25 protein-coding genes are annotated in these 22,322 nt (G+C 66.6%); 18 read left to right on the top strand and 7 right to left on the bottom strand.

What is annotated here, in order from left to right; translation table 11 throughout:
* Positions 1 to 167 precede the first annotated feature (167 nt).
* Positions 168 to 1,406 carry an NADH:flavin oxidoreductase/NADH oxidase family protein gene (locus ARC23_RS18495; protein ID WP_057498548.1) on the bottom strand — a complete coding sequence of 413 codons (1,239 nt, stop codon included), beginning with the start codon at positions 1,404 to 1,406 and terminating at the stop codon, positions 168 to 170.
* A gap of 89 nt (positions 1,407 to 1,495) precedes the next feature.
* Here ARC23_RS18495 and ARC23_RS18490 point away from each other — a divergent pair, with 89 nt between their 5' ends.
* The gene (locus ARC23_RS18490) at positions 1,496 to 1,975 is read left to right on the top strand and encodes a MerR family transcriptional regulator (protein ID WP_057498547.1); all 480 of its coding nucleotides are present in this window, start codon (positions 1,496 to 1,498) and stop codon (positions 1,973 to 1,975) included.
* Between the two features lie 16 nt (positions 1,976 to 1,991).
* Here ARC23_RS18490 and ARC23_RS18485 read toward each other — a convergent pair whose 3' ends face one another.
* Together ARC23_RS18485 and ARC23_RS20595 are read right to left on the bottom strand one after the other, a co-directional pair.
* Positions 1,992 to 3,314, bottom strand: a complete 1,323-nt coding sequence (locus ARC23_RS18485; protein ID WP_411847917.1) for an MFS transporter — start codon at positions 3,312 to 3,314, stop codon at positions 1,992 to 1,994.
* Between the two features lie 6 nt (positions 3,315 to 3,320).
* Complete coding sequence (locus ARC23_RS20595; RefSeq protein ID WP_080393113.1) at positions 3,321 to 3,980, bottom strand: HD domain-containing protein; 660 nt, start codon at positions 3,978 to 3,980, stop codon at positions 3,321 to 3,323.
* Between the two features lie 266 nt (positions 3,981 to 4,246).
* On the opposite strand from ARC23_RS20595, the gene ARC23_RS18475 reads away from it, so the two are divergent.
* Positions 4,247 to 4,504, top strand: coding sequence for a YjhX family toxin (locus ARC23_RS18475; RefSeq protein ID WP_040007459.1), 258 nt, complete (start codon positions 4,247 to 4,249; stop codon positions 4,502 to 4,504).
* A gap of 61 nt (positions 4,505 to 4,565) precedes the next feature.
* A complete protein-coding gene (locus ARC23_RS18470; protein WP_057498545.1) occupies positions 4,566 to 5,072 on the top strand; it encodes a GNAT family N-acetyltransferase in 507 nt (168 codons plus the stop codon).
* Positions 5,073 to 5,082: 10 nt separating this feature from the next.
* Here the strand turns inward: ARC23_RS18470 and ARC23_RS18465 are convergent, their stop codons facing one another.
* Positions 5,083 to 5,520 carry an acetyltransferase gene (locus ARC23_RS18465; protein WP_057498551.1) on the bottom strand — a complete coding sequence of 146 codons (438 nt, stop codon included), beginning with the start codon at positions 5,518 to 5,520 and terminating at the stop codon, positions 5,083 to 5,085.
* 61 nt (positions 5,521 to 5,581) lie between these two features.
* Positions 5,582 to 6,367: a hypothetical protein gene (locus tag ARC23_RS18460; protein WP_152985300.1), complete on the bottom strand. Its 786-nt coding sequence runs from the start codon at positions 6,365 to 6,367 to the stop codon at positions 5,582 to 5,584.
* A gap of 168 nt (positions 6,368 to 6,535) precedes the next feature.
* On the opposite strand from ARC23_RS18460, the gene tadA reads away from it, so the two are divergent.
* The 4 genes from tadA to ARC23_RS18440 all read left to right on the top strand — a co-directional run bounded on the left by tadA (position 6,536) and on the right by ARC23_RS18440 (position 10,023).
* A complete protein-coding gene (tadA, locus tag ARC23_RS18455) occupies positions 6,536 to 7,060 on the top strand; it encodes a tRNA adenosine(34) deaminase TadA (protein ID WP_057498543.1) in 525 nt (174 codons plus the stop codon).
* Positions 7,061 to 7,133: 73 nt separating this feature from the next.
* Positions 7,134 to 7,706, top strand: a complete 573-nt coding sequence (gene orn, locus ARC23_RS18450; protein WP_057498542.1) for an oligoribonuclease — start codon at positions 7,134 to 7,136, stop codon at positions 7,704 to 7,706.
* 168 nt (positions 7,707 to 7,874) lie between these two features.
* Positions 7,875 to 8,747 carry an EcsC family protein gene (locus tag ARC23_RS18445; protein WP_057498541.1) on the top strand — a complete coding sequence of 291 codons (873 nt, stop codon included), beginning with the start codon at positions 7,875 to 7,877 and terminating at the stop codon, positions 8,745 to 8,747.
* A gap of 160 nt (positions 8,748 to 8,907) precedes the next feature.
* Positions 8,908 to 10,023, top strand: a complete 1,116-nt coding sequence (locus tag ARC23_RS18440) for an alkene reductase (protein ID WP_057498540.1) — start codon at positions 8,908 to 8,910, stop codon at positions 10,021 to 10,023.
* Between the two features lie 81 nt (positions 10,024 to 10,104).
* Here ARC23_RS18440 and ARC23_RS18435 read toward each other — a convergent pair whose 3' ends face one another.
* Both ARC23_RS18435 and ppsA read right to left on the bottom strand, forming a co-directional pair.
* The gene (locus ARC23_RS18435) at positions 10,105 to 11,001 is read right to left on the bottom strand and encodes a mechanosensitive ion channel family protein (protein ID WP_057498539.1); all 897 of its coding nucleotides are present in this window, start codon (positions 10,999 to 11,001) and stop codon (positions 10,105 to 10,107) included.
* A 151-nt stretch (positions 11,002 to 11,152) separates the two neighbouring features.
* Positions 11,153 to 13,531, bottom strand: coding sequence for a phosphoenolpyruvate synthase (gene ppsA / locus ARC23_RS18430; RefSeq protein WP_057498538.1), 2,379 nt, complete (start codon positions 13,529 to 13,531; stop codon positions 11,153 to 11,155).
* Positions 13,532 to 13,675: 144 nt separating this feature from the next.
* Here ppsA and ppsR point away from each other — a divergent pair, with 144 nt between their 5' ends.
* The 11 genes from ppsR to ARC23_RS18375 all read left to right on the top strand — a co-directional run bounded on the left by ppsR (position 13,676) and on the right by ARC23_RS18375 (position 22,289).
* Positions 13,676 to 14,497, top strand: a complete 822-nt coding sequence (gene ppsR, locus ARC23_RS18425; RefSeq protein ID WP_057498537.1) for a posphoenolpyruvate synthetase regulatory kinase/phosphorylase PpsR — start codon at positions 13,676 to 13,678, stop codon at positions 14,495 to 14,497.
* 178 nt (positions 14,498 to 14,675) lie between these two features.
* On the top strand, positions 14,676 to 15,185 hold the full coding sequence (locus ARC23_RS18420; protein WP_057498536.1) for a DUF1249 domain-containing protein: 510 nt from the start codon (positions 14,676 to 14,678) through the stop codon (positions 15,183 to 15,185).
* Between the two features lie 42 nt (positions 15,186 to 15,227).
* A complete protein-coding gene (locus tag ARC23_RS18415) occupies positions 15,228 to 15,716 on the top strand; it encodes an NUDIX hydrolase (protein WP_057498535.1) in 489 nt (162 codons plus the stop codon).
* Between the two features lie 121 nt (positions 15,717 to 15,837).
* Positions 15,838 to 16,467, top strand: a complete 630-nt coding sequence (locus ARC23_RS18410; protein ID WP_057498550.1) for a DUF2239 family protein — start codon at positions 15,838 to 15,840, stop codon at positions 16,465 to 16,467.
* Positions 16,468 to 16,585: 118 nt separating this feature from the next.
* Positions 16,586 to 17,947, top strand: coding sequence for an MATE family efflux transporter (locus ARC23_RS18405; RefSeq protein WP_057498534.1), 1,362 nt, complete (start codon positions 16,586 to 16,588; stop codon positions 17,945 to 17,947).
* Positions 17,948 to 18,387: 440 nt separating this feature from the next.
* Positions 18,388 to 19,002 (top strand): CDP-alcohol phosphatidyltransferase family protein, encoded by a 615-nt coding sequence (locus tag ARC23_RS18400; protein ID WP_057498533.1) that lies wholly within the window; start codon positions 18,388 to 18,390, stop codon positions 19,000 to 19,002.
* 22 nt (positions 19,003 to 19,024) lie between these two features.
* Positions 19,025 to 20,104 (top strand): class III poly(R)-hydroxyalkanoic acid synthase subunit PhaE, encoded by a 1,080-nt coding sequence (gene phaE, locus ARC23_RS18395; RefSeq protein ID WP_057498532.1) that lies wholly within the window; start codon positions 19,025 to 19,027, stop codon positions 20,102 to 20,104.
* Complete coding sequence (locus ARC23_RS18390; RefSeq protein WP_057498531.1) at positions 20,101 to 21,168, top strand: class III poly(R)-hydroxyalkanoic acid synthase subunit PhaC; 1,068 nt, start codon at positions 20,101 to 20,103, stop codon at positions 21,166 to 21,168. Before phaE ends, ARC23_RS18390 begins: the two co-directional genes overlap by 4 nt.
* A 34-nt stretch (positions 21,169 to 21,202) precedes the next feature.
* Positions 21,203 to 21,571, top strand: coding sequence for a YfeK family protein (locus tag ARC23_RS18385; protein WP_057498549.1), 369 nt, complete (start codon positions 21,203 to 21,205; stop codon positions 21,569 to 21,571).
* A 65-nt stretch (positions 21,572 to 21,636) separates the two neighbouring features.
* Positions 21,637 to 21,840 carry a PspC domain-containing protein gene (locus ARC23_RS18380; RefSeq protein WP_057498530.1) on the top strand — a complete coding sequence of 68 codons (204 nt, stop codon included), beginning with the start codon at positions 21,637 to 21,639 and terminating at the stop codon, positions 21,838 to 21,840.
* On the top strand, positions 21,837 to 22,289 hold the full coding sequence (locus ARC23_RS18375; protein WP_057498529.1) for a hypothetical protein: 453 nt from the start codon (positions 21,837 to 21,839) through the stop codon (positions 22,287 to 22,289). Before ARC23_RS18380 ends, ARC23_RS18375 begins: the two co-directional genes overlap by 4 nt.
* Positions 22,290 to 22,322: the final 33 nt, after the last annotated feature.

Genomic DNA, 22,322 nt, shown 5'->3' with positions numbered 1-22,322 from the left:
CGCCAGCGCCCAGTTGCGGCCCAGCGACAGCAGGTCGTCGAGCAGCTTTTCGCGGTTCCTGGTCGGGCCAGTCACATCCATTTCCTGTGCATGCGTCGATGGGCGGCGGTTTGCCGCCCATCCGCAGATGGTGGGGCATCCATGCAGCGATGAGAAGCCTGATCGACTCAGTGGGCAATGGTGCGGGCGCCGATCCAACGCCGGTAGCGCCGCGTCCGGCACGTTGCCCCGGCCTGTGCCAGCAACAGTGCCCATGCCGGTGAGACGCCCGGTGCGGTAGGCTGGCGCTTGCTCAATCGGCCCAACTGGTATTTCACTGCTGCCATGTGCGCGCTGGCAGCCAGCGGCTTGCTGCGCCAGTCGATGTCGCGCAGCGTTGGCACCTGATCGCGGCCCTGCTGCCAGTGCTGCGGCAGATCCGGCTCGATCGCCAGCGCGGTGGCGATGCCTACCATTGCCATACCGCTGCCCAGGACCTGCTCGGCGACGACGCGGCGGCGAATGCCACCTGTCACCATCAACGGCATCGTCGCCACCGTCGCGATGTCCCGCGCGAAGTCAAGGAAATAGGCCTCGCGGGCCACGCTGCGTTCGTCGCGCGCGGTGCCGGTCATGGCCGGGGCTTCATAGCTGCCGCCGGACAGCTCGACCAGATCCACGCCGAGCGGAGCCAGCATCTCGACCACCGCACGCGCGTCCTCGGGCGAGAAGCCGCCGCGCTGGAAGTCGGCGGAGTTGAGCTTCACGGCCACCGCGAACGTGGGTGACACGGTGGCGCGCACCCCCTGCACGATCTCCAGCAGCAGGCGTGCACGGTTGTGCAGGCTGCCACCCCAGCGGTCGTCGCGGCGGTTGGACAGGGGCGACAGGAACTGGCTGAGCAGGTAGCCGTGCGCGGCATGGATCTCCACGCCACTGAATCCGGCGCGCTCGGCCAGCTCGGCACTGCGGATGAAGCGGGCTATCACCGATGCGATCTCGTCCTCGGTCATCGCTTTCGGCGCTGCGAACTGCTTGGAGAGCGCGCCCATCTCCAGCGCGACGGCTGACGGCGCGAGGGTGGGTTGGCCGAGTGCGGCCGGCATCTGCCGCCCCGGGTGATTGATCTGCATCCACATCTGCGCACCCCGAGAGCGGGCAGTGTCCGCCCAGGCGGTGAAGCGGTCGAGGTGACGGTCGTCTTCCAGTACCACGCCGCCCGGGCCGGTCATGGCGCGCCCATCGACCATCACGTTGCCGGTGATGATCAGCCCGGCGCCGCCGTCGGCCCAGCGCTGGTACAACTGCAGCAGCGCTTCGGAGGGGGCGTGGTCGGCGTCGGCCATGTTTTCTTCCATCGCCGCCTTGGCGATGCGGTTGCGGATGACGGCACCGGAGGGTAGTGCCAGGGGCGAGAACAGCGACATCGGACAGCTCCAGGACAGGGGAATGGCGCTACGCTAACCTTCAAGTTTGATTGAAGGTCAACAGGTTCCGATGTCGAGGATTCAGGCAGATGAAAATCGGAGAGCTCGCCCGCCGCACGGGCCTGGCAGCGTCGCGCATCCGCTTTTACGAGGAGGCCGGGCTGCTGGTGGTCCAGCGGCAGGCCAACGGCTACCGCGACTACCCGGAGCAGGCGGTGCTGTTGCTGGAGCTGATTACCGGTGCGCAGCGCGCCGGCTTCAGCCTGGAGGAGATACGCGCCCTGCTGCCACCGGACATGGGCCAGTGGCAGCACGACGCATTGATCACGATGCTGCAGCAGAAGGTGACCGACATCGAGGCGCTGCAGTTGCGGCTGGCACAGAGCCGGGCCCATCTGCTGGCCCTGATCGAGGACATCCAGGCACGGCCGGAGGGCATCGACTGCGCGGCCAACTCGCGGCGGGTGCTGGACCGCGTGCAGCGCGGTGAGCTGGCGCGACCGACGCTGGCGGCCGGCGATACCGCGTTGTTGCGTCCGGATCGCCGCCGCCGCACGGGCAGCGACTGACGATCCGGCGCTATGTTCAGTGGCTACCGGCGACGGTGGTCTTGCGCTTCTTGTCCAGCATCACCGCCACGCACCACAGCAGCAGGCCGCCGACGGCGGTGGCGGCACCCACATAGCCGGTGCTGGCCGGGCTGAAGCCGGCGCTGATCGCCATGCCCCCCAGCCACGGGCCGAGTGCATTGGCGGTATTGAAGGCAGCATGGTTGGAAGCAGCCGCGAGGGTCTGCGCTTCACCGGCCACGTCCATCAGGCGGGTCTGCAGTACCGCCGCCAGCGCGCCCATGGTGCCGACGGTGATGATCATCGGGCCGATGGTCCACACCGACTGCGCCGCCAGCGGATACAGCAGCAGCATCACGATCGACCACAGCAGGACGACGGCGGCGGCCTTGAAGTGGAACCTGTCCACCAGCCAGCCGCCAGCGATGTTGCCGATGATCGCGCCGATGCCGAACACGCCCACCGCCAGCGGCATCCACGATTCGGCCACGCCGGTGACCTGCACCAGGGTCGGTGCGAGGTAGGTGAACACGCAGAACATGCCGGCGAAGCCGACCGCGCCGATCGCCAGCGCCAGCCACACCTGGGACGTGTTGAAGGCGCGCAGCTCGCGCATCGGCGAGGTACGTACTTCATCCGGGTCCGGCAGCAGGAAGCGCGCGATCATCGCAACGGTGGCGATGGCCAGCACGCTGACCAGCGCAAAGGCGGTGCGCCAGCTCAGCTGCTGACCCAGCCAGGTAGTCAGCGGGTTGCCGACCAGGATGGCGATCGACAGCCCCAGCAGCACGCGCGACATCGCCTGGCCGCGCTGCCCGGCCGGGCTGATCGCCGCGGCCACCAGCATCGCCACTCCGAAGTAGGCACCGTGCGGCAGGCCGGCGACGAAGCGCGCGGCCAGCATGGTGCCGTAGTTGGGTGCCAGCGCGCTGGCCAGGTTGCCCACCGCATAGAAGCCCATCAGCGCCAGCAGCAGCGTGCGGCGTGGGAAGCTGGCACCGACGAAGGCCAGGATCGGTGCGCCGACCACCACGCCGATGGCATAGGCACTGATCAGGTGGCCCACCTGGGTTTCGGAGATCGACAGGCCACGGCTGATCTCCAGCATCAGGCCCATGCTCGCGAACTCGCTGGTGCCGATGGCGAAGCCGCCCAGGGACAGGGCGAGGATGATCAGGGTGCGCTGGCGGGGCGTCAGCCGCCCAGCCAGGGAGGAGTTGGGGCTCATGCGGGTGCGCGATGGGGCGGGGAGCCGCCTATTGTACTGTTGCAGCGCAGCACCGATCAGCGCCCCCTGCCAAGAATCAGCGTTTGGCAGGTGGTGCCGGCCACGCCTCACGGCGGGTCAGGCCAGCGTGTACATGTCGCTCCACAGAAGGAACGCTTCCGGCGTCATCTGCGCTTCGAGTTCGGCAAGCACGATGTCACTCACCCTGGTCAGCGCCTGTGTGTGCGGAGAGGGATCGTCGCCGTTGGCAGCGACGCCTGCGCCGGCCTGGTCAGCCAGCTGAACCAGCGTACGTGCCGCGTCCATCAACGACAGCAGGCGGGTGGACGCCGGATCGGGCGCGGCGGTGGATGTACTGCGAGTGCCGAGGGCGGCCAATGCGGCGGCGTACTTGCCACGCAGGCGGTCGGCCACCTCCGGTGGCAGCTGCAGCAACCGGCGTGGATGGGCGTTGTCGGCGATGTCGGCCAGCTTCACCTTCAATGCCCGTGGGTGCTGGCGGATGCCCGCGTAATACTGCTGTGCATCGGCGGCGCCGTGCCGGTTGAGCAGGGCCACGATCTCGCGGACCGGCGCCGGAAAGGCTGCAAGCCGCGGCGCGTACTGCGGGCAATCTTCCACCACGTCGTGCAGCCATGCCGCCGCCTTGGCGGTGGCATCGTCATCGATCGCGGCGGCCACGCGCGCGACATGTTCGATATAGGGCTGTCCGGCCTTGTCCTGTTGCCCGGCATGGGCCTCGCTGGCCAATGCGCGTGCCTGGGCTACCCAGTCCATCGTCGCCTCCTGCAGATGCAAAGATAAATTATCGCTCAATCGCGACGCTGCCGAGGTTGACCCGTGGCAGGGGGCTGGGTAATGTGCGCGGGCCTGCAGCACGCAGGTGCCTGCCGAGTGTGGTTTTTCATGTTGGAGATTGCGGTCATCGGATAACCCTTCCCGTGTGTCTGCCGGGAGCGGTTATCGAATGCGTGGTTCCGTGACCGGGCGCCGTTGGCCGCCCGCGTCGTCCGCATTTCCGATTACGCAGGATCTCTCTTCCCATGAATATCTCCCGAGCGGAGCAGAGGACGCTGCACGTCCTCGCCCAGGGCGGCTGCATCGCGTTCAGCCGTGACGGCTCAGGCCGCGTCCGCAGTGTTGAGTGCTTCAACCGTGAAGGCCTGTTGCTGAGCGATTGCACGCTGGCCGTCTTCAAGAAGCTGAAGAACAAGCGCCTGATCAGTTCGCATGACGGTCGCCCCTACCGGATCAACCGCGCCGGGCTGGTCGCGGTGCGCCCGCAGCTGGACAATCGCTGATGCACGTCATTTCGACCCTTTTTCCTTTCCCGCAGGCCCACCGCACTGAACGAGGTGCCTCTTGAGTTTCATCATCCGCGCTGAAATCCCGGCCGACATCGACGGCATCCACGCGCTCACGGCAGCGGCCTTCGCTACCGCCGTACACAGCAGCCACACCGAGCAGTTCATCGTCGACGCACTGCGCGTGCGCGATGAACTGTCGGTTTCGCTGTTGGCCGAGCACGAGGGCCTGTTGCTCGGCCACGTCGCCGTGTCGCCGGTGGCGGTCTCCGATGGCAGCACCGGCTGGTACGGCCTGGGCCCGATCTCGGTGCTGCCGGCGCGGCAGGGGCAGGGCATCGGTGCTGCATTGATGCGCGCGGCCATCGCAGCGCTGCGCCAGCAGGACGCCCGGGGCTGCGTGCTGCTGGGCGAGCCGGGCTACTACGGTCGTTTCGGCTTCCGCGCCGCCCCGGGGCTGGTGTTGCCGGGCGTGCCTGCCGAGTATTTCCAGGCGCTGTGCCTGCAACCGCCGCTGGCGCAGGGTGAAGTGCGCTACTCGCCGGCGTTCGACGCGACCGCCTGAGCGCAGGCGGTCAGCCCGCGTACCGCAGGTGGATCAGCGGGTACGCACGCCCTTGGGAATCCAGCGCTGAGCGGCCGGTTTCCACGAAGCCCATGCGCAGGTAGAACCCCACTGCCTGCGCATTCTGCGCATTGACGTCGGTGCTCAGCTGCGGGTGCAGCGCCAGTGCGTGCTGCAGCAGCTGACGGCCGATGCCGGTGCCACGCACCTCCGGGTCGATGAACAGCGCTTCCATGTGCGTGCCGTCCAGCAGCATGAAGCCCAACGGCCGGTCCTGGCCATCCACGGCGACGGTCAGCGGCGCGTGTGGCAGGAAGCTGGCCACTTCGGCATCGATGGCGAGGCGGTCCTCGGCGCTGAGGAAATCGTGGGTGGCGTCGACGGCGCGGCGCCAGAGCTCGACAAGCGCGGTGCCGTCGTCGGCGCGCGAGGGGCGAAGGGTGGGCATGAGCATGTCCTAGGTGCTTGTATCCAAAAAAGAACAATGCTCGAAATCGTACAAACAATCGCTATCGTCGGGAGCACAAGAGGCCGGACACTGCGTCGGCAATGTTCTGGATATGGCCTTCGGTCGGGGTCTGCATCCAGTAGGCAACGATGGCCAACATGCCAGCAACCGGAAGTTGCCATCTCATTGCGGAAAATTTTGAGATCGTAGAGAGCAGCCTTGAATCACTCTCCAGAACGCACCGCGCAGTGCTGAGCGCAACGTTTCCAATCGTAAGCAGGCCTGCCAAGGCTAGCGCTGCCGCAGACAGCATTCCGTGGAGCGTGGTGCTCCGCCCATGCCGGGTAAGTTGACACCAGAAATTCTTCATGTCTGGAGAGTTGTTTGCAAGTTCGATAAGTTGAGCGGGCAGTTGGTTGTGCGCGCGCATCCCGAGGAAGAGCAGTGCAAAGCCAGAAACTACGGCTGAAATTTCCCTTGCCCAATGTCGATTTACGTCACCGTAGCAGGTCCGGACTGCAATCAGGAGGACGCCGATCAGGACCTCAGCAACTCCTGTGGCGATTACCGTTGTATGGATCACGTCCGCATGGCGGGAGTATTGAAAGCTGGCGTATGCAATCGCGATCAGGAGCAGGGCGCTCAGTCCAATGAAGGCGCCATTGTCATCATTATCTTTGCCTCCGCCGCCTTTTCCCCCGCCGGTGATGTTGGTAATGGTCTTGGAGACGTTGACGGTATTGTTGTTGCCAATTGCGATGCCGTCGCCGTTTGCGTTGATCGAGGAACTCTTGTTCGAAGATTGAGTCATGGGATGAAGGGCATGAGCGGTAACGGAACATGCCATTCAGTGATCTCAATAACTGCGACATGAGTGTGAATCCTGTCCCAGAATTGCTCGGAAGTGCCGGGCAATGTGATTAGAATAGCGTTGCAGGAGGCTGTCGGTAGAAGGTTCGCTTGATCAGAGCCCGTCGCCCTTCGATCAAACGCTTTCAGGACCAAGAGACCAGCGATGAATCATCCTTTGGGTGTACCGGTGCACGACGCCGATGAACACTGGATGCGCCACGCGCTGGCGCTGGCCGAGCGCGCGCAGCGCGAGTTCGACGAGATCCCGGTCGGTGCGGTGCTGGTCGGTGCCGATGGCCAGTTGCTGGGCGAGGGCTGGAACCTCAACATCGCCTCGCACGATCCCAGTGCACATGCCGAGATCGTGGCGATGCGTGCCGGCGGCACACGGCTGGCCAATCATCGGTTGCTCGGCAGCACCCTCTACGTAACCCTGGAGCCCTGCGCGATGTGCGCGATGGCGATCGTGCATGCGCGTGTCTCGCGCCTGGTCTATGGCGCCAGCGACCCCAAGACCGGCGCCTGCGGCAGTGTATTCGACCTGCTCGGTGATGCGCGCCACAACCACCGGGTGGAGATCCACGGTGGGGTGCTGGCCAAGGAAGCCAGCACGCGCTTGACCAACTACTTCCGCGCCAAGCGTGGCAAGCCGCCGCTGCTGCTGGAGGACCATGCTGGCGAGGGCTGAACGGCGAACGGGTATGATGGGCGCCTCCATTCCAACCGGTAGGCCGCGCGCCTGCCCAGCAACGAGGCGACACATGGCGGACAACGGCGCGGCCAACGAACGACTGATCTGGATCGACCTGGAAATGACCGGGTTGGATACCGACAACGATTCGATCATCGAGATCGCCACGGTGGTCACCGACGCGCAGCTCAACGTGCTGGCCGAGGGGCCGGAATTCGCCATCCACCATCCGCTGGAAACGCTGGAAGCGATGGACGAGTGGAACCGCAACCAGCACCGCCGTTCCGGCCTGTGGCAGCGCGTGGTGGACAGCACCACCACCCTCGGCCAGGCCGAGGCGCAGACGGTGAACTTCCTGGCGCAGTGGATCCCGTCGGGCCTGTCGCCGATGTGTGGCAACTCGATCTGCCAGGACCGCCGCTTCCTGCACCGCCAGATGCCGCGGCTGGAAAAGTACTTCCATTACCGCAACCTGGACGTGTCCACGGTGAAGGAGCTGGCCAAGCGCTGGGCCCCGACCGTGGCCGCTGGCGTCGGCAAGAACAGCAACCACACCGCGCTGAGCGACGTGCACGACTCGATCGCCGAGCTGCGTCACTATCGCCAGTTCATGGGTGCGCTGTCGGGTTTGCCGACTGCCTGAATGACGCCGCCGGGCATGGCCCGGCGCTACCGGATGACACGCCAACGGGTAGTGCCGGCCGCTGGCCGGCAAGGCGCCGGGGGGATCCCTTTCCCGCGGAAAAGGCGCTGACCCTTCTGTCGTGCCCCGCGACGCACCGTTCAACTTCCCGGCGCTAAGATCGGCGCCATGAACGAGCCCATCCTGCTTCCCCGCGACATCGCCCATGACGCCCGCGACTGGTCCGACCTGCAGCGGGCGGTGGCGCTGCTGGAAGCGCCGACCCTGACCGCGCGCATGGCCAACCTGGTCGGCACGCCGCTGGAGTTCGCGGTGAAAGCGCTGCCGAAGGCGGTTTCAGGTCGCATCCATGGCGCGGTGCAGGCGGCGCTGTCCAAGTCGGCGCAGGCCGCGTTGTGGAGCATGGACAACACCCCCGGCAAGGGCGCCTCCACCCGCTGGCACAAACTGGCGGCCGCCACTTCCGGTGCGGTGGGCGGAGCGTTCGGCTTTGCCGCGCTGTTCATCGAACTGCCGGTGTCGACCACCATCATGATGCGCGCGGTGGCCGACGTGGCCCGCAGCGAGGGCTTCGACCTGTCCGAGTTCAGTACCCGCCAGGCCTGCCTGGAGGTGTTCGCGCTGGGTGGCAACTCGCCGCGCGATGATGCAAGCGAGACGGGCTATTACCTGGCCCGCGGCTTCACCACCGACGTGATGCGCCACCTGTCGGCTGAACTGGCCGGGCGCGTGGTGACCGGTCGCGACCTGACCCTGGGCGTGGCGCCGAAGGAGGCCGGCAAGCTGCTGGCGAAGATGGTCGAGAAGGTCGCAGCGCGCTTCGGCGTGGTGGTCACCGAGAAGTTCGCCGCGCAGGCGGTACCGATCGTTGGTGCCGCTGCCGGTGCAACGCTCAATACCATGTTCACCGACTACTACCAGGACATGGCGCGCGGCCACTTCATCGCGCGCCGGCTCGAGCTGAAGTACGGGGAAGGCGTGGTGCGTACCTGCTATGACCGGGTGGCGCACGGCGGCGTGCTGATCGAACCCACGCTGTAACCGGCTTCGGGGTCGGATCCCGTTCCGCAGGAAGGGGCCCTGACCCCCGGCCGGCCATCGTTGCCTTGAGGGAACAATTGTTTTGCCAGTGCATGCCTGTTGCCTGGCAGCTGGCATCCCCATCCTTTGCGGCAGTCCCCCCCTGCAAGAGATCGCCGCCATGTTGTTCACTCCCCACCGCCTGGGCGCCTTGACCCTGCCCAACCGCATCGTGATGCCGCCGATGACGCGCTCGCGTGCGGCCGCCGGCAACATCGCCACGGCCGAGATGGCGACCTACTACGCGCAACGTGCCAGCGCCGGCCTGATCATCAGCGAAGGCACCCAGATCAGCCAGCAGGGCCAGGGCTATGCCTGGACCCCGGGCATCCATAGCCCGGAACAGGTGCAGGGCTGGCGCCAGGTGACCGATGCGGTGCACGCTGCCGACGGTCGCATCTACGCCCAATTGTGGCATGTGGGCCGGGTCTCGCATGTGGCCCTGCAGCCGGGTGGTGCCGCCCCGGTGTCGTCGTCGGCGCTGCTGGCCGAAGGCGTGAAAGTGTTTGTCGACCCTGCAGGCGCTGGCCCGGAAGCGGGCGTGGGCGAGATGATCCAGCACTCGATGCCGCGCGCGCTGGCCGAGGACGAGATTCCGGGCATCATCGCCGACTATGCACAGGCCACCCGCAATGCACTGGCCGCCGGCTTCGATGGCGTGGAGTTGCACGGCGCCAATGGCTACCTGATCAACCAGTTCATCGACTCGCAGGCCAACCGGCGCACCGACGGCTATGGCGGCGCGTTGCAGAACCGGCTGCGTTTCCTGCGCGAGGTCGTGCAGGCGGTGACGGCCGTAGCCGGTGGTGACCGCGTCGGTGTCCGTCTGGCGCCACTGACCACGTTGCAGGGTGCGGTGGACGATACGCCGCAGGCGACCTACCTGGCAGCCGCGCATCTGCTGGGAGAGCTGGGTGTGGGCTATCTGCACATCGCCGAAGCCGACTGGGATGATGCGCCGCTGATGCCGGTGGCGTTCAAGCAGGCGCTGCGCATGGTCTACCCGGGCACGCTGATCTACGCCGGCAAGTACACCGCCGAACGCGCCGAGCAGGCGTTGGCTGAAGGTTGGGCCGACCTGATCGGGTTCGGCCGGCCGTTCATCGCCAACCCGGATCTGCCCGAGCGCCTGCGCCTGGGTGCGGAATTGAATCCGCCGGATCGCGCCACGTTCTTTGGCGGTGGTGCGATCGGCTTCACCGATTACCCGACGCTGGAAGAGAGCGTCGCGGCCTGATCCTGAAGGCTGCGGGCCAGCGGCCGGCACTACCAGCGGGCGAGGGGTAGTGCCGGCCGCTGGCCGGCATTCCAGTGCCGATCAGGGCTTGTCGCGTACCAGCGCGTCCGCCTCGACCACGCCACCATCCTTGCCATGCAGGTACAGGTGCATGTCCTGCTGCGGGTAGGGGATGTTGATGCCGGCCTTGTCATAGCCCAGCTTCAGCTGCTCCAGCAGGGTGACCTTGGTACCGAACCAGTCGGCCGACTTCACGTAGCAGCGGATGCCCAGATTGATCGCGTGCGCGCCCAGCTCATACACCACCACGTCCGGTGCCGGGGTCTGCAGCACGCGTGGGTCGGCCTTCATCAGCGCCAGCGCGGTGTCGCGTGCCAGCTGGATGTTGTCCTCGTAGCCGATGCCGATCACCAGCTCGACGCGGCGCGTCGGTTCAGCGGTCAGGTTGATGATCGGCGCGGCGGTGATCAGCGTGTTCGGAATCGTGGTGTGCTGGTTGTCGGCGCCGGCAAGCACGGTCTGGAAGATGCGCACTTCGCGCACGGTGCCGGTCTGCCCGGCCACGGTCACCACATCGCCCACGCGGAACGGTCGCAGCGTCACCAGCATCACGCCCGAGGCGATGTTGGACAGCGAATCCTTCAATGCCAGGCCAACAGCGAGGCCAGCGGTGCCGAGCACGGCCAGCAGCGGAGTGATCTTCACGCCGAGCGTGTCGATGGCCAGCAGCGCCACGATCACCAGTGAGGTGGCATAGACCACGTTGCGCAGGAAACTGCCCAGCATCGGGTCCACGCCCATGCGCGCAGTGGCGCGCGGCATCGCATTGGACAAGCGACGTGCCACCCACAGGCCCACCAGCAGCACCACGATCGCGGCCAGCAACGGCACACCGTAGGTTTCCAGCAGGCGTTCCCAGTCGAGCGAGTGGAACCAGGGCGTTGCGCCGGGGGCGGCGGGTGCTGATGCGGCGATCATGCGGAAGTCCTTTGCTGCGAAACGGTGTCTGCGTGGGGCAGGGCGTGCGTGCACGCCAGAAACACGAAGCCCCGCAGAGGCGGGGCTTGCGTGCGGCACCAGTATGGGCTGACGCCGATGAACACGACGTCAGCCTGCGGCCTTCAGTGCATCAGCCGTTGGCCTTCAGCTTGGCCAGGCGCAGCCAGGTGTCGACCACGGTGTCCGGGTTCAGCGACACCGACTCGATGCCTTCCTGCATCAGCCATTCGGCCAGATCCGGATGATCGGACGGGCCCTGGCCGCAGATGCCGACGTACTTGCCCTTGGCGCGTGCGGCCTTGATCGCCATCGACAGCAGCTTCTTCACTGCCGGGTTCCGTTCGTCGAACAGGTGGGCGACGATCGACGAATCGCGGTCCAGGCCCAGGCTCAGCTGGGTCAGGTCGTTGGAGCCGATCGAGAAGCCGTCGAAGATCTCCAGGAACTCATCGGCGAGCAAAGCGTTGGACGGCACTTCGCACATCATGATGATCTTCAGGCCGTTCTCGCCCTGCTTCAGGCCGTTCTGTTCCAGCACCTCGACGACCTTGCGGCCTTCTTCCAGGGTGCGCACGAACGGAATCATGACCCACAGGTTGTCCAGGCCCATTTCGTTGCGCACGCGCAGCACGGCCTTGCACTCCAGAGCGAAGGCGGCCGAGAAGCTCGGGTCGACGTAGCGGCTGGCGCCGCGGAAGCCGATCATCGGGTTCTCTTCGTGCGGCTCGTAGTTGCTGCCGCCGATCAGGTTGGCGTACTCGTTGGACTTGAAGTCCGACAGGCGCACGATCACCGGGTTCGGCGCGACCGAGGCAGTGAGGGTAGCGATGCCTTCGGCCAGGCGATCGACGTAGAAGCTGACCGGATCACCATAGCCGGCGATCTTCTCGTCGATCTTTTTCTTGGTCGCCGCGTCCTGGCGGTCGTATTCCAGCAGCGCATTCGGATGGATGCCGATGTGGCTGGCAATGATCATTTCCAGGCGGGCCAGGCCGATGCCGGCGTTCGGCAGCTGGCCGAAGTCGAAGGCACGTTCCGGGTTGGCCACATTCATCATGATCTTCAGCGGTGCCGGCGGCATGTTGCCCAGATCGGTGGTGGTGCGCTCGAAGCCGAGCTTGCCTTCGTAGATGAAGCCGGTATCGCCTTCAGCGCAGCTGACCGTGACCAGCTGGCCATCTTCGATGACCTTGGTGGCGTTGCCCGAACCGACCACGGCCGGCACGCCCAGCTCGCGCGCGATGATCGCGGCGTGGCAGGTACGGCCGCCACGGTTGGTGACGATGGCCGAAGCGCGCTTCATCACCGGTTCCCAATCGGGATCGGTCATGTCGGCGATCAGCACGTCGCCCGGCTGCACGCGGTTCATGTCGTCCAGCGTCTTCACCACGCGGGCCACGCCCGAACCGATCTTGGCGCCGACGGCACGGCCTTCGGCCAGCACGTTGCCGCCCTTTTCGGTCAGCGCGAAGCGCTCGATCTGGGTGGCGTGGCTGCGCGACTTCACCGTTTCCGGGCGTGCCTGCACGATGAACAGCTTGCCGCTGACACCGTCCTTGGCCCACTCGATGTCCATCGGGCGGCCGTAGTGCTTTTCGATGACCAGCGCCTGCTTGGACAGTTCCTGCACGTCCTCGTCGCTGATCGAGAAGGTGTTGCGCAGTTCGGCCGGGGTATCTTCGATCTTGACGCGCTCACCCGGGACATCCGAGTACACCATGCGGATCGCCTTGCTGCCGAGCGAGCGGCGCAGGATTGCCGGCTTGCCGGCCTGCAGGGTGGGCTTGTAGACGTAGTACTCGTCCGGGTTGACCGCACCCTGCACGACCATTTCGCCCAGGCCGAACGAAGAGGTGACGAACACCACGTCGCGGAAGCCGGACTCGGTGTCCAGGGTGAACAGCACACCGGACGAACCAACGCCCGAACGCACCATCAGCTGCACGCCGGCCGACAGGAATACGTCCTCGTGCTTGAAGCCGTGATGCACGCGGTAGGCGATGGCGCGGTCGTTGTACAGCGAGGCGAACACTTCCTTGACCTTGTGCACGACATCGTCGGCACCGGTGACGTTGAGGAAGGTCTCCTGCTGGCCGGCGAAGGAGGCATCGGGCAGATCCTCGGCGGTGGCCGACGAACGCACGGCAACGGCCACGTCGCCACCGCCGTTGTCGGCGCTCAGCTTGGCGTAGGCGGTGCGGATGTCCTGGTCCAGCTGCGGCTGCAACGGGGCATCGATCACCCAGCTGCGGATTTCCTTGCCGGCAGCGGTCAGTGCAGTGACGTCCTCGACGTCCAGCGTGGCCAGCTTGTCGAAGATGCGCTTGGACAGATCGTTGTGCGCGATGAAGTCCTTGAAGGCTTCAGCGGTGGTGGCATAACCGCCCGGCACCGAAACGCCCAGACCGGCCAGGTTGCCGATCATCTCGCCCAGCGACGAATTCTTGCCGCCTACGCGGGCCAGATCGGCCAGACGCAGTTCGTGCAACCACAGGATGTTCTCGTTCAAGCGCGATGCTCCGTTTGGCCATCGCCCGAGGCGGGCTGAGTGGCCGCGTCCGTAGGAAGAAGCCGATATGATGCCGGGCAGAGCACCGTCGGCACAAGCTTGTGTTGGCGGCCTTTTTAAGCTTCGTAGGGGGTAAAAGCGCGCATGTCGACCATCCGTCCGGTGTTCTACGTTTCCGATGGAACCGGTATCACCGCTGAAACCATTGGGCATAGCCTGTTGACCCAGTTCTCCGGGTTCAGCTTCATTACCGACCGGATGTCGTTTGTCGACGACCCCGAAAAAGCGCGTGAAGCCTGTGCCCGGATCCAGGCGGCGGGGGAGCGCTACCAGGTTCGGCCGATCGTGGTGAACTCCTGCGTGGACCAGAGCCTGAGCCTGATCCTGGCCGACAGCGGGGCGCTGATGCTGGATGTGTTTGCGCCGTTCATCGAGCCGCTGGAGCGTGAACTGGCCAGCCCGCGCCTGGCCCGGGTCGGCCAGGCCCACGGCATGGTCGATTTCGACACCTACCACCGGCGCATCAACGCGATGAACTTCGCCCTGACCCACGATGACGGTATCGCGGTGAACTACGACGACGCCGACGTGATCCTGGTAGCGGTGTCGCGCGCTGGCAAGACCCCGACCTGCATCTACCTTGCCCTGCATTACGGCGTGCGTGCGGCCAACTACCCGCTGACCGACGAGGACCTGGAAAGCGACCGCCTGCCGCCGCGCCTGCGCAACTACCGGCGCAAGCTGTTCGGCCTGACCATCGATCCGGACCGCCTGCAGCAGATCCGGCAGGAGCGGCGCCCGAACTCGCGCTACGCCAACCTGGACACCTGCAAGCGCGAGGTGGCCGCAGCCGAGGTGATGTTCCAGATGGAGCGGATCCCGACGCTGAGCACCACCCATACCTCGATCGAGGAGATCTCCAGCAAGGTGCTGGGCACGCTGGGGCTGCAGCGCGAGCTGTATTGATCCTTCCCGGCGCGCCGAATTTCGCCCTGTAGAGCCGAGCCCACGCTCGGCTGGGCCGCCGGGTTCTACCCGAACAGCAGCCGAGCATGGGCTCGGCTCTGCACGGGGATCGTCGTCGTCGGGTTGGCTGTGGCTCGAGGCGCCCCCACGTTGAAGCACCAACGTGTAGGATCGACCCATGGCCCAAGCCTTGCCCCGCACCAATCGCATTCCCCGCCTGAGCCGGCTGAGCTGGCTCATGGGCCTGTACGCGGAAAACTACCGCCATCTGGTGCGCCTGTTCGAACCGGCCGGACTGGCGGCAGGCAGCTACATTTCCTCGATCGGCGACGGCCTGGATGTTCGCCTGGACGTGATCGAGTGCCACCGCTACACGGTGGAACTGCGGCTGACCTACGACCTGGCCGACCCGGTCACCGGCGAGCCGGACCCGTCTGCCTACGTGCGCCTGTACCGGGACGCGCGCCAGGCCGAGACCACCCACTGCTATGTGGGCCGCCGCTGGCAGGACACCATGGGCCTGTACCCGCCGCCGGCGGAGCTGATCAGCCACCGCATGCGGATGAATACCTTCCTCGGCAAGTGGCTGGAATACCTGGCCGAGCGCGGCCACGGTGTGGCCACCCTGCGCCGTGACCCCGATGGCGCCAGCGCGCCCACCGAACGCCGCCTGTCGCTGGTGCGCTGATCGGCCATAATCCACGGCTGACCTGCTGCTGGATGCCGCCCCATGCCGTATACCCCGATCGTCGCCACCCTGGGCTATGTGCTCTCGCCCGATCGTCGCCAGGTGCTGATGATCCACCGCAACACCCGTCCCGGTGACCATCACCTGGGCAAGTACAACGGCCTGGGCGGCAAGATCGAAGCGGACGAGGACGTGGCCGCCAGCATGCGCCGCGAGATCCAGGAAGAAGCCGGCATCGACTGCACCGGCATGCGCCTGCGCGGCACCCTCAGCTGGCCGGGCTTTGGCAGGCACGGCGAGGACTGGCTGGGCTTCGTGTTCGTCATCGATACCTTCGAAGGCACCCCGCACGGCGGCAACCACGAAGGCACGCTGGAGTGGGTGGACCTGGACAAGCTGGACACGCTGCCGATGTGGGAGGGGGATCGCAACTTCCTGCCGTTGGTGTTCGACGCCGACCCGCGCCCCTTCCATGGGGTGATGCCGTACAAGGACGGGCGCATGCTGAGCTGGTCCTACAGCCGCCTGTGAGGCGGCCAATCGGGTAGCCGCGAAGCCGGGTTGGCCCCTCCCGGCAAATTAATGCCCGGGTGATATTGACGGGCATTAATTACCCGGGCAATATTTGCGCGTCGCCCCCGATGCCATCGCCATGCCCGTGCCCGCGCTTCCCCCCTTCAGTTGCTTCGACGGCCATCGCCTGGTCGCTTCCGGTACCCCGGCAGTGGCCGCGCTGGCATTGAAACAGTTGCGCGCAGACCACGCCGCCGGCCCGCTGCTGGTGTTCGACAACGCCACCGGCCGCACCCGTGATTTCGACACGCGCGGCAGCGATGCCGAACTGTTGGCGCGGCTGGCCGACGCCTTTCCCTCGACCGTGGAGGCCGACGCTGGAATCGCTGCGGAAGACGCGCCCGCTGCCCCGCGTGGCCGTGGCCGCCCGAAGCTGGGCGTGGTTGCGCGCGAAGTGACGTTGCTGCCGCGCCACTGGGCCTGGCTGGCCGAGCAGCCGGGCGGGGCTTCGGTGGCATTGCGAAAACTGGTGGAGGCGGCCAGCCGTGCCGGTGCGGACAAGGACCGCCGGCGTCGCGATGCCGAGCGTGCCTATCACTTCCTGCAGACCATCGCCGGTGACCTGCCTGGCTTCGAGGAGGCCATCCGCCTGCTGTTCGCACATGACCGCGCAGGCTTTGAAACGGCGTTGCGCCGCTGGCCGGAGGACGTGCGCGCGCATGCTCTGCGCCTGGCGTTCGATGACCCTGCCGGAACTGCCGACGGCTGAAATTCCCGGCGCTCGCTGAGCGGCCGCTTCACCTGATCGTGGGCCACGGCCCGCTTCCCCTGTGCTTGCTTTGCTGGCGGAAACGCCGGGCAGGGCGGTGCCTTGCCCGGACAAACACATGAACACGCCTGTACCTCCCCCCGCCGCGGCCGCGCCACCGCTGTGGCGCACCTATCTGACCCTGCTGTTGCCGATGCTGCTGACCAACGCATTGCAGCTGGCCGCAGGCACGCTGGACAACATCTATCTTGGCCATCTGCTCGGTACCCAGGCGGTGGCTGTGGCCGCGGCGTTCTTCCCGGTCTTCTACCTGCTGCTGGCCGCGGTGATGGGCCTGGCGACCGGTGCGATGGTGCTGATCGGCCAGGCCTGGGGCGCGGGCCGCCCGCAGCAGGTGCGCGCCATTGCCGGTAGTGCGGTGGCTATGGTGCTGGTGCTGTCGGTGCTGGTGATGGCCGTGGGCGGCGGCTTCGCGCCACAGCTGCTGTCGGCCCTCGGCACGCCAGCGCCGATCCTTGGCGAATCGATCGTCTATGCGCGTGTCCTGCTGTTGGCGGCACCGGTGTTCTTCCTGCTGTGGCTGGCCACGGCAGTCAGCCGCGCGGTGGGCGATGCGAAAACGCCGTTGCACGCGCTGCTGCTGGCCACGCTGGCCGGCCTGCTGTGCACGCCGCTGCTGATCCTGGGCAGGGCCGGCCTGCCGGCGCTGGGCTCAGCCAGTGCGGCAGTCTCGGCGGCGCTGGCCTCGCTGCTGGCCCTGGCCTGGCTGATGTGGCGCTGGCAGCGGATGGGGCACCCGTTGGCGCCAGGGCGCGAATTGTTGCGTGCCATCCGCTTCGATGGAGCGCTCATCCGTTCGATGCTGCGCATCGGTGTGCCGTCCTCGCTGCAGATGCTCAGTCTGGCCGTGGCCGAGATCGTGCTGCTGGGCTGGATCAACCGCTACGGATACACCGCCACGGCCGCCTATGGCGCAGTCAACCAGTTGATGAGCTGGGTGCAGCTGCCAGCGATGTCGCTGGGGATCACCGCCACCATCCTCGCGGCGCATGCGGTGGGGGCGGGGCGTACGGCACGGCTGCCGGCCATCGCCCGTACCGGCGTTCTGCTCGGGGCAATGATGCTGGCGGTCGTGGTGCTGCTGGTGATGGCGCTGGCGCCCTGGCTGAGCGGCCTGATCCTGGCGGCCACGGATGTGCGCGAACTGGCCACGCAGCAGTTGCGCACGGTGGTGTGGGGCGTGTTGGCGATGGGGGGCAGTGCGGTGCTGGTCGGCGTGATGCGCGGGAGTGGCACGGTACTGCTGCCGGCCTTGCTGGGCATGGCCGCGGTGCTGCTGGTGGAACTGCCGCTGGCGGTGTGGCTGCAGTCCCGGCAGGGACTGGCCGGCCTGTGGTGGGCGTGGCCGTTGGGGCTGCTGGCAATGCTGGTGATGCAGGTGATGTGTTTCGCCCGGTGGCGGCGGGTGCACGCTGGGTAGTGCCGGCCGCTGGCCGGCAATCCGGAATGGCCGGCGCTACCGGCCGGCGCTACCCCTCCAGCGCCGCTACGCCAGGAGGCGGAAATACTCCAGGATCATCGCCGGTCACCAGGAGTCGGACGTGGCGGCGGGTCCGCCGAAGACCATAGCGCTGTCGCGACGGCTTGGGAAGTAGGGAAACCCGGCTGCCGGGTGATCAGGAAATGTCCAGAGTCGCAGTCGGTGAGATCTGGTTGTCCACAGGGGGTGTGGATTACGCGTGGGCAACTTTGTGGATAAGCCCCGACAGGCGCCACCCCCCTAGGCTGTCAAGATGGGTGGCGAAAAATTCACCGCCGGTGATGGAGGGTGAGGGTGTGGTGAAGGCGCCGCCGTGCCGGTGCTGTCGCCGGCGGCGGCGCTCGCGGTAACCTGTGGGCCTTGATGCTCCGTGAGACCCCATGAAACGTCACTTCTCGATGCTGCGCGAATTCCAGCTGGCCGACTGGTTCACCCTGGCCAATGCTTTCTGCGGCACCGGTGCGGTGTTTGCCGCAATGCGCTTCCTGCAGGACGGCGAGCGCGGCTACCTGCTGTTCGGCATGGCGCTGATCCCGCTGGCTTTCATCTTCGACGCCCTCGATGGACGCATCGCGCGCTGGCGCAAGTCCAGCTCCACCCTGGGCCGCGAGCTGGATTCGCTGTCCGATGTCATCTCCTTCGGCGTGGCCCCGGCGGCGCTGGCCTATGCCTGCGGCATGCAGGGCGGCTGGGACTGGCTGGTGCTGAGCTACTTCGTCTGCTGCGGTGTCAGCCGTTTGGCGCGCTACAACGTCACCGCCGAAGCGCTGGCTGGCGATGAGGGCAAGGTCACGTATTTCGAGGGCACACCGATCCCGACCAGCCTGGTGCTGGTGATCGTGCTGGCCATCGCCGCCGGCACCGATGCCATCGGCCAGGACATCTGGTTCGGCCAGTGGCAGATCGGCCCCTGGCAGCTGCATCCGATGGTACTGCTGTTCGCGCTGTCCGGGTCGCTGATGATCAGCAAGACCCTGCGTATCCCCAAGCCATGAAGCTGCCCTGCGGAGGCCTGCGATGACCAGCTCGGCCCACGACGCCGGCAGCAGCGATTTCGAGACTCTGGCCCGGCAGTATTTCGGTGCCTGGGGCGATGCGCTGCGCCATGCGACCACGGCTGGCGCGCCAGCCGGCGGCGACCCCGGCGGCTGGCAGCGGCTGTTTGACGGGTGGGCCCAGCTGTTGCCGGAACAGGGGCAGGGCGCACCGGAAGATGCGGTACGCCGCTTCCGCGAACAGGCCGGCAGCTGGTACGGCACGATGCAGGAGGTGGCCGCACGCTTCGCCGGCCGCGATGCCAGCAGTGCCGAAGTGGCCCAGGCCTGGCGCGAGGCGGTGCAGGGGCAGGGCGAGGGCATGCTGCAGTGGATGCTGCAGGGCGCCCGGGGCAGCACCCAGGCCGGTGCCGCCGTACCCGAATTCGCCGCGTGGCTGCAGCAGTTCCAGCTGCAGGCCGGCCCGTGGCTGCAGAGCCCGGCGTTCGGGCCCGGCCGCGAGCACCAGGCACGCTGGCAGGCCCTGCTGCGTGCGCAGGAGGAATACCAGCAGCACTCGCGTGCGTATGTCGAACAGATCAAGCAGGTGCTGGAGGAGGCCTTCGCCCTGTTCGAGCAGCGCCTGGCCCAGCACGAGCAGCCCGGCAGCCAGCTGACCAGCGCCCGCGCGATGTTCGATCTGTGGATCGAGGTGGCTGAAGAAGCCTACGCCAAGGTTGCCCTTTCCGAGCCGTTCCAGCAGGTCTACGCCGCATTGGGCAACGCCCAGATGCGCCTGCGTGCCGGCCTGCAGCGCGAGGTTGAACAGATGAGTGAACGCATCGGCCTGCCGACCCGCAGCGAGATGGACACGGCGCATCGCCGCATCGCCGAGCTTGAGCGCAGCCTGCGCCGTGTGCAGGCGCAGGTGGCGGCGCTGGCGGGTACCGCCGCAGTCGATCCGGTGGCTCAGCCGGCCCCGGCGAAAGTGAAGCCGGGCGCGCGCAAGGCCTCGACGAAGGCCGCGCCGGCAAAGAAGGCCTCGGCGAACAAGCGTGCGGCGAAAAAGGCGCCGGCGAAGAAGCGGGAAGCTGCGACTTCCGCGCGGGCCCGCGACCGATGAAAGGACCGTTGGGCTTCAACGCCGATGACCTGATGCAGGAGACCCTGGCCATGCAGCGCAAGCTGATGGAAGGGCTGAAGCTGCTGCCCCAGGTGGAGGACGTGGACTACGGCGTGACCGCCCGCGAGGAAATCTGGCGCGACGGCAAGGTGGTGCTGTACCGCTTTGTCGGGGAGCAGGCGCCGACCCGGCGCACGCCGCTGCTGATCGTCTACGCACTGGTCAACCGGCCCTACATGGTGGACCTGCAGGCCGATCGCTCGCTGGTGCAGAAGCTGCTGGCGCTGGGCCAGGATGTCTACGTGCTGGACTGGGGCTACCCGGATCGCTCCGAGCGTTTCCAGACACTGGAAGACTATCTGCTGCGCTACATCGATGGCGCGGTGGACGCGCTGCGCGCACGCAGCGGCGGCGCGGTGGATCTGCTCGGCATCTGCCAGGGGGGAGTGTTCGCGCTGTGCTATGCCGCGCTGCGCCGGCACAAGCTGGGCAACCTCATCACCATGGTCACCCCGGTCGATTTCCAGACCGCCGGCAACATGCTCTCGCACTGGGCGCAGCAGGTGGACGTGGACCTGCTGGTGGACACACTGGGCAACATCCCGGCCGACCTGATGAACGCCAGCTACCTGATGCTCAAGCCGTTCCGCCTGAACGTGCAGAAGTATGTCGGGTTGCTCGACATCCTTGATGACAAGGCGGCGCTGGAAGATTTCCTGCGCATGGAGAAGTGGATCTTCGATTCGCCGGACCTGGCAGGCGAGGCGTTCCGTGACTTCATCAAGCAGTTCTACCAGGGCAACGGGTTGATGAACGGCTCGGTGCGGATCGGTGAGGAAGCGGTGGATCTGTCGCAGGTGACGCTGCCGGTACTGAACATCTATGCCGAACAGGATCACCTGGTGCCGCCGGATGCCTCACGCGCGATGCGCGGCCGCCTGGGCACTGAGGACTACACCGAGTCCAGTTTCCGTGGTGGCCATATCGGCATCTACGTGTCTGGGCGCGCGCAGCGGGAAGTGCCGGCCACGATCGATGGCTGGTTGAAGGCGCGCGACCTGTAGAGTCGAGCCATGCTCGACCAACTTGGGGGTGATGATGACGCACCGGATTTTGTTGATTCTTGCAGCACTACTGACAGCACCACTGGCCCACGCCGCCCCTGGCCCGCAGGCGCAGCGTGAGATCGCCCAGCTGATCGGCAGCCTGGACGGCTCCCAATGCCGGTTCCAGCGCAATGGCAGCTGGTACGGCGGCAGCGATGCGCGTGCGCACCTGCAGCGCAAGTACGACTACCTGCTGAAGAAGAACCAGGTGGACAGCGCCGAGCAGTTCATCGAGCGCGCCGCCAGCCAGAGCAGCATGAGCGGCAAGCCCTACCGCATCCAGTGCCCGGGGCAGCCTGAACAGACGGCGGCGGCGTGGTTCGGCGCACGCCTGCAGGCCCTGCGCCACCGCACGCCGTAGACAGGGGGGAGGTGTAGAGTCGAACCATGCTCGACTGTTCTTTCCCGTAGCCCAGGAGAACCCCCATGAACACCACGCCGCGCACGCTGTCGCGTTCATTGAACGACCGCATGATTGCCGGCGTGATGGGCGGTATCGCCCACCGCTTCGGCTGGAACCCCACGCTGGTGCGGATCGTGTTCGTGCTGGTCTCGATCGGCTCGGCGGCCTTCCCCGGCATCCTGATCTACCTGATCCTGTGGCTGCTGATGCCGAACGAGGCCGATTGAAGACCGCCCTGGCGCCCTCGCCGATCTGGCTGCGCGCGCTGCAGGTGCTGGGTGCGGTGTGGACGTCACCCAATTCCCTGCTCGGCGTGATCGGCGGCCTGGCCGGCATGCTCGGCGGCGCGACAGTGCGCTGGAGCGGGCGTGACTGTGCGCTGGTATTCGACCGCTGGCCGTGGGGGCCGGGCGGGGCGATCACCTTCGGCAACGTGATCCTGCACACCGGTCATGACCTGGGCATTTCCTGCCGCACCTATGCGCATCAGGCGGGGTGGGGCGTGGAACCGCTGATCCGGCTGGATGACCATGAGCGGGCGCACGTCTACCAGTATCTGGTGCTGGGGCCGTTGTACCTGCCGGTGTATCTGCTGTGTGGCGGGGTGAGTGCGCGCAACCCGTTCGAGCGCGCCGCGGACCATTACGCCCGGTTCGGGCGTGGCTGGTGGCCGTAGTTTCCAGCCAACGGCGCAGCCCCTCGTGGGTGG

The organism is Stenotrophomonas beteli, from assembly GCF_001431665.1.
Classification (GTDB): domain Bacteria; phylum Pseudomonadota; class Gammaproteobacteria; order Xanthomonadales; family Xanthomonadaceae; genus Stenotrophomonas; species Stenotrophomonas beteli.
The sequence above is the reverse complement of the archived record's forward strand: the minus strand, read 5'-3'. Positions and strand labels throughout refer to the sequence as shown.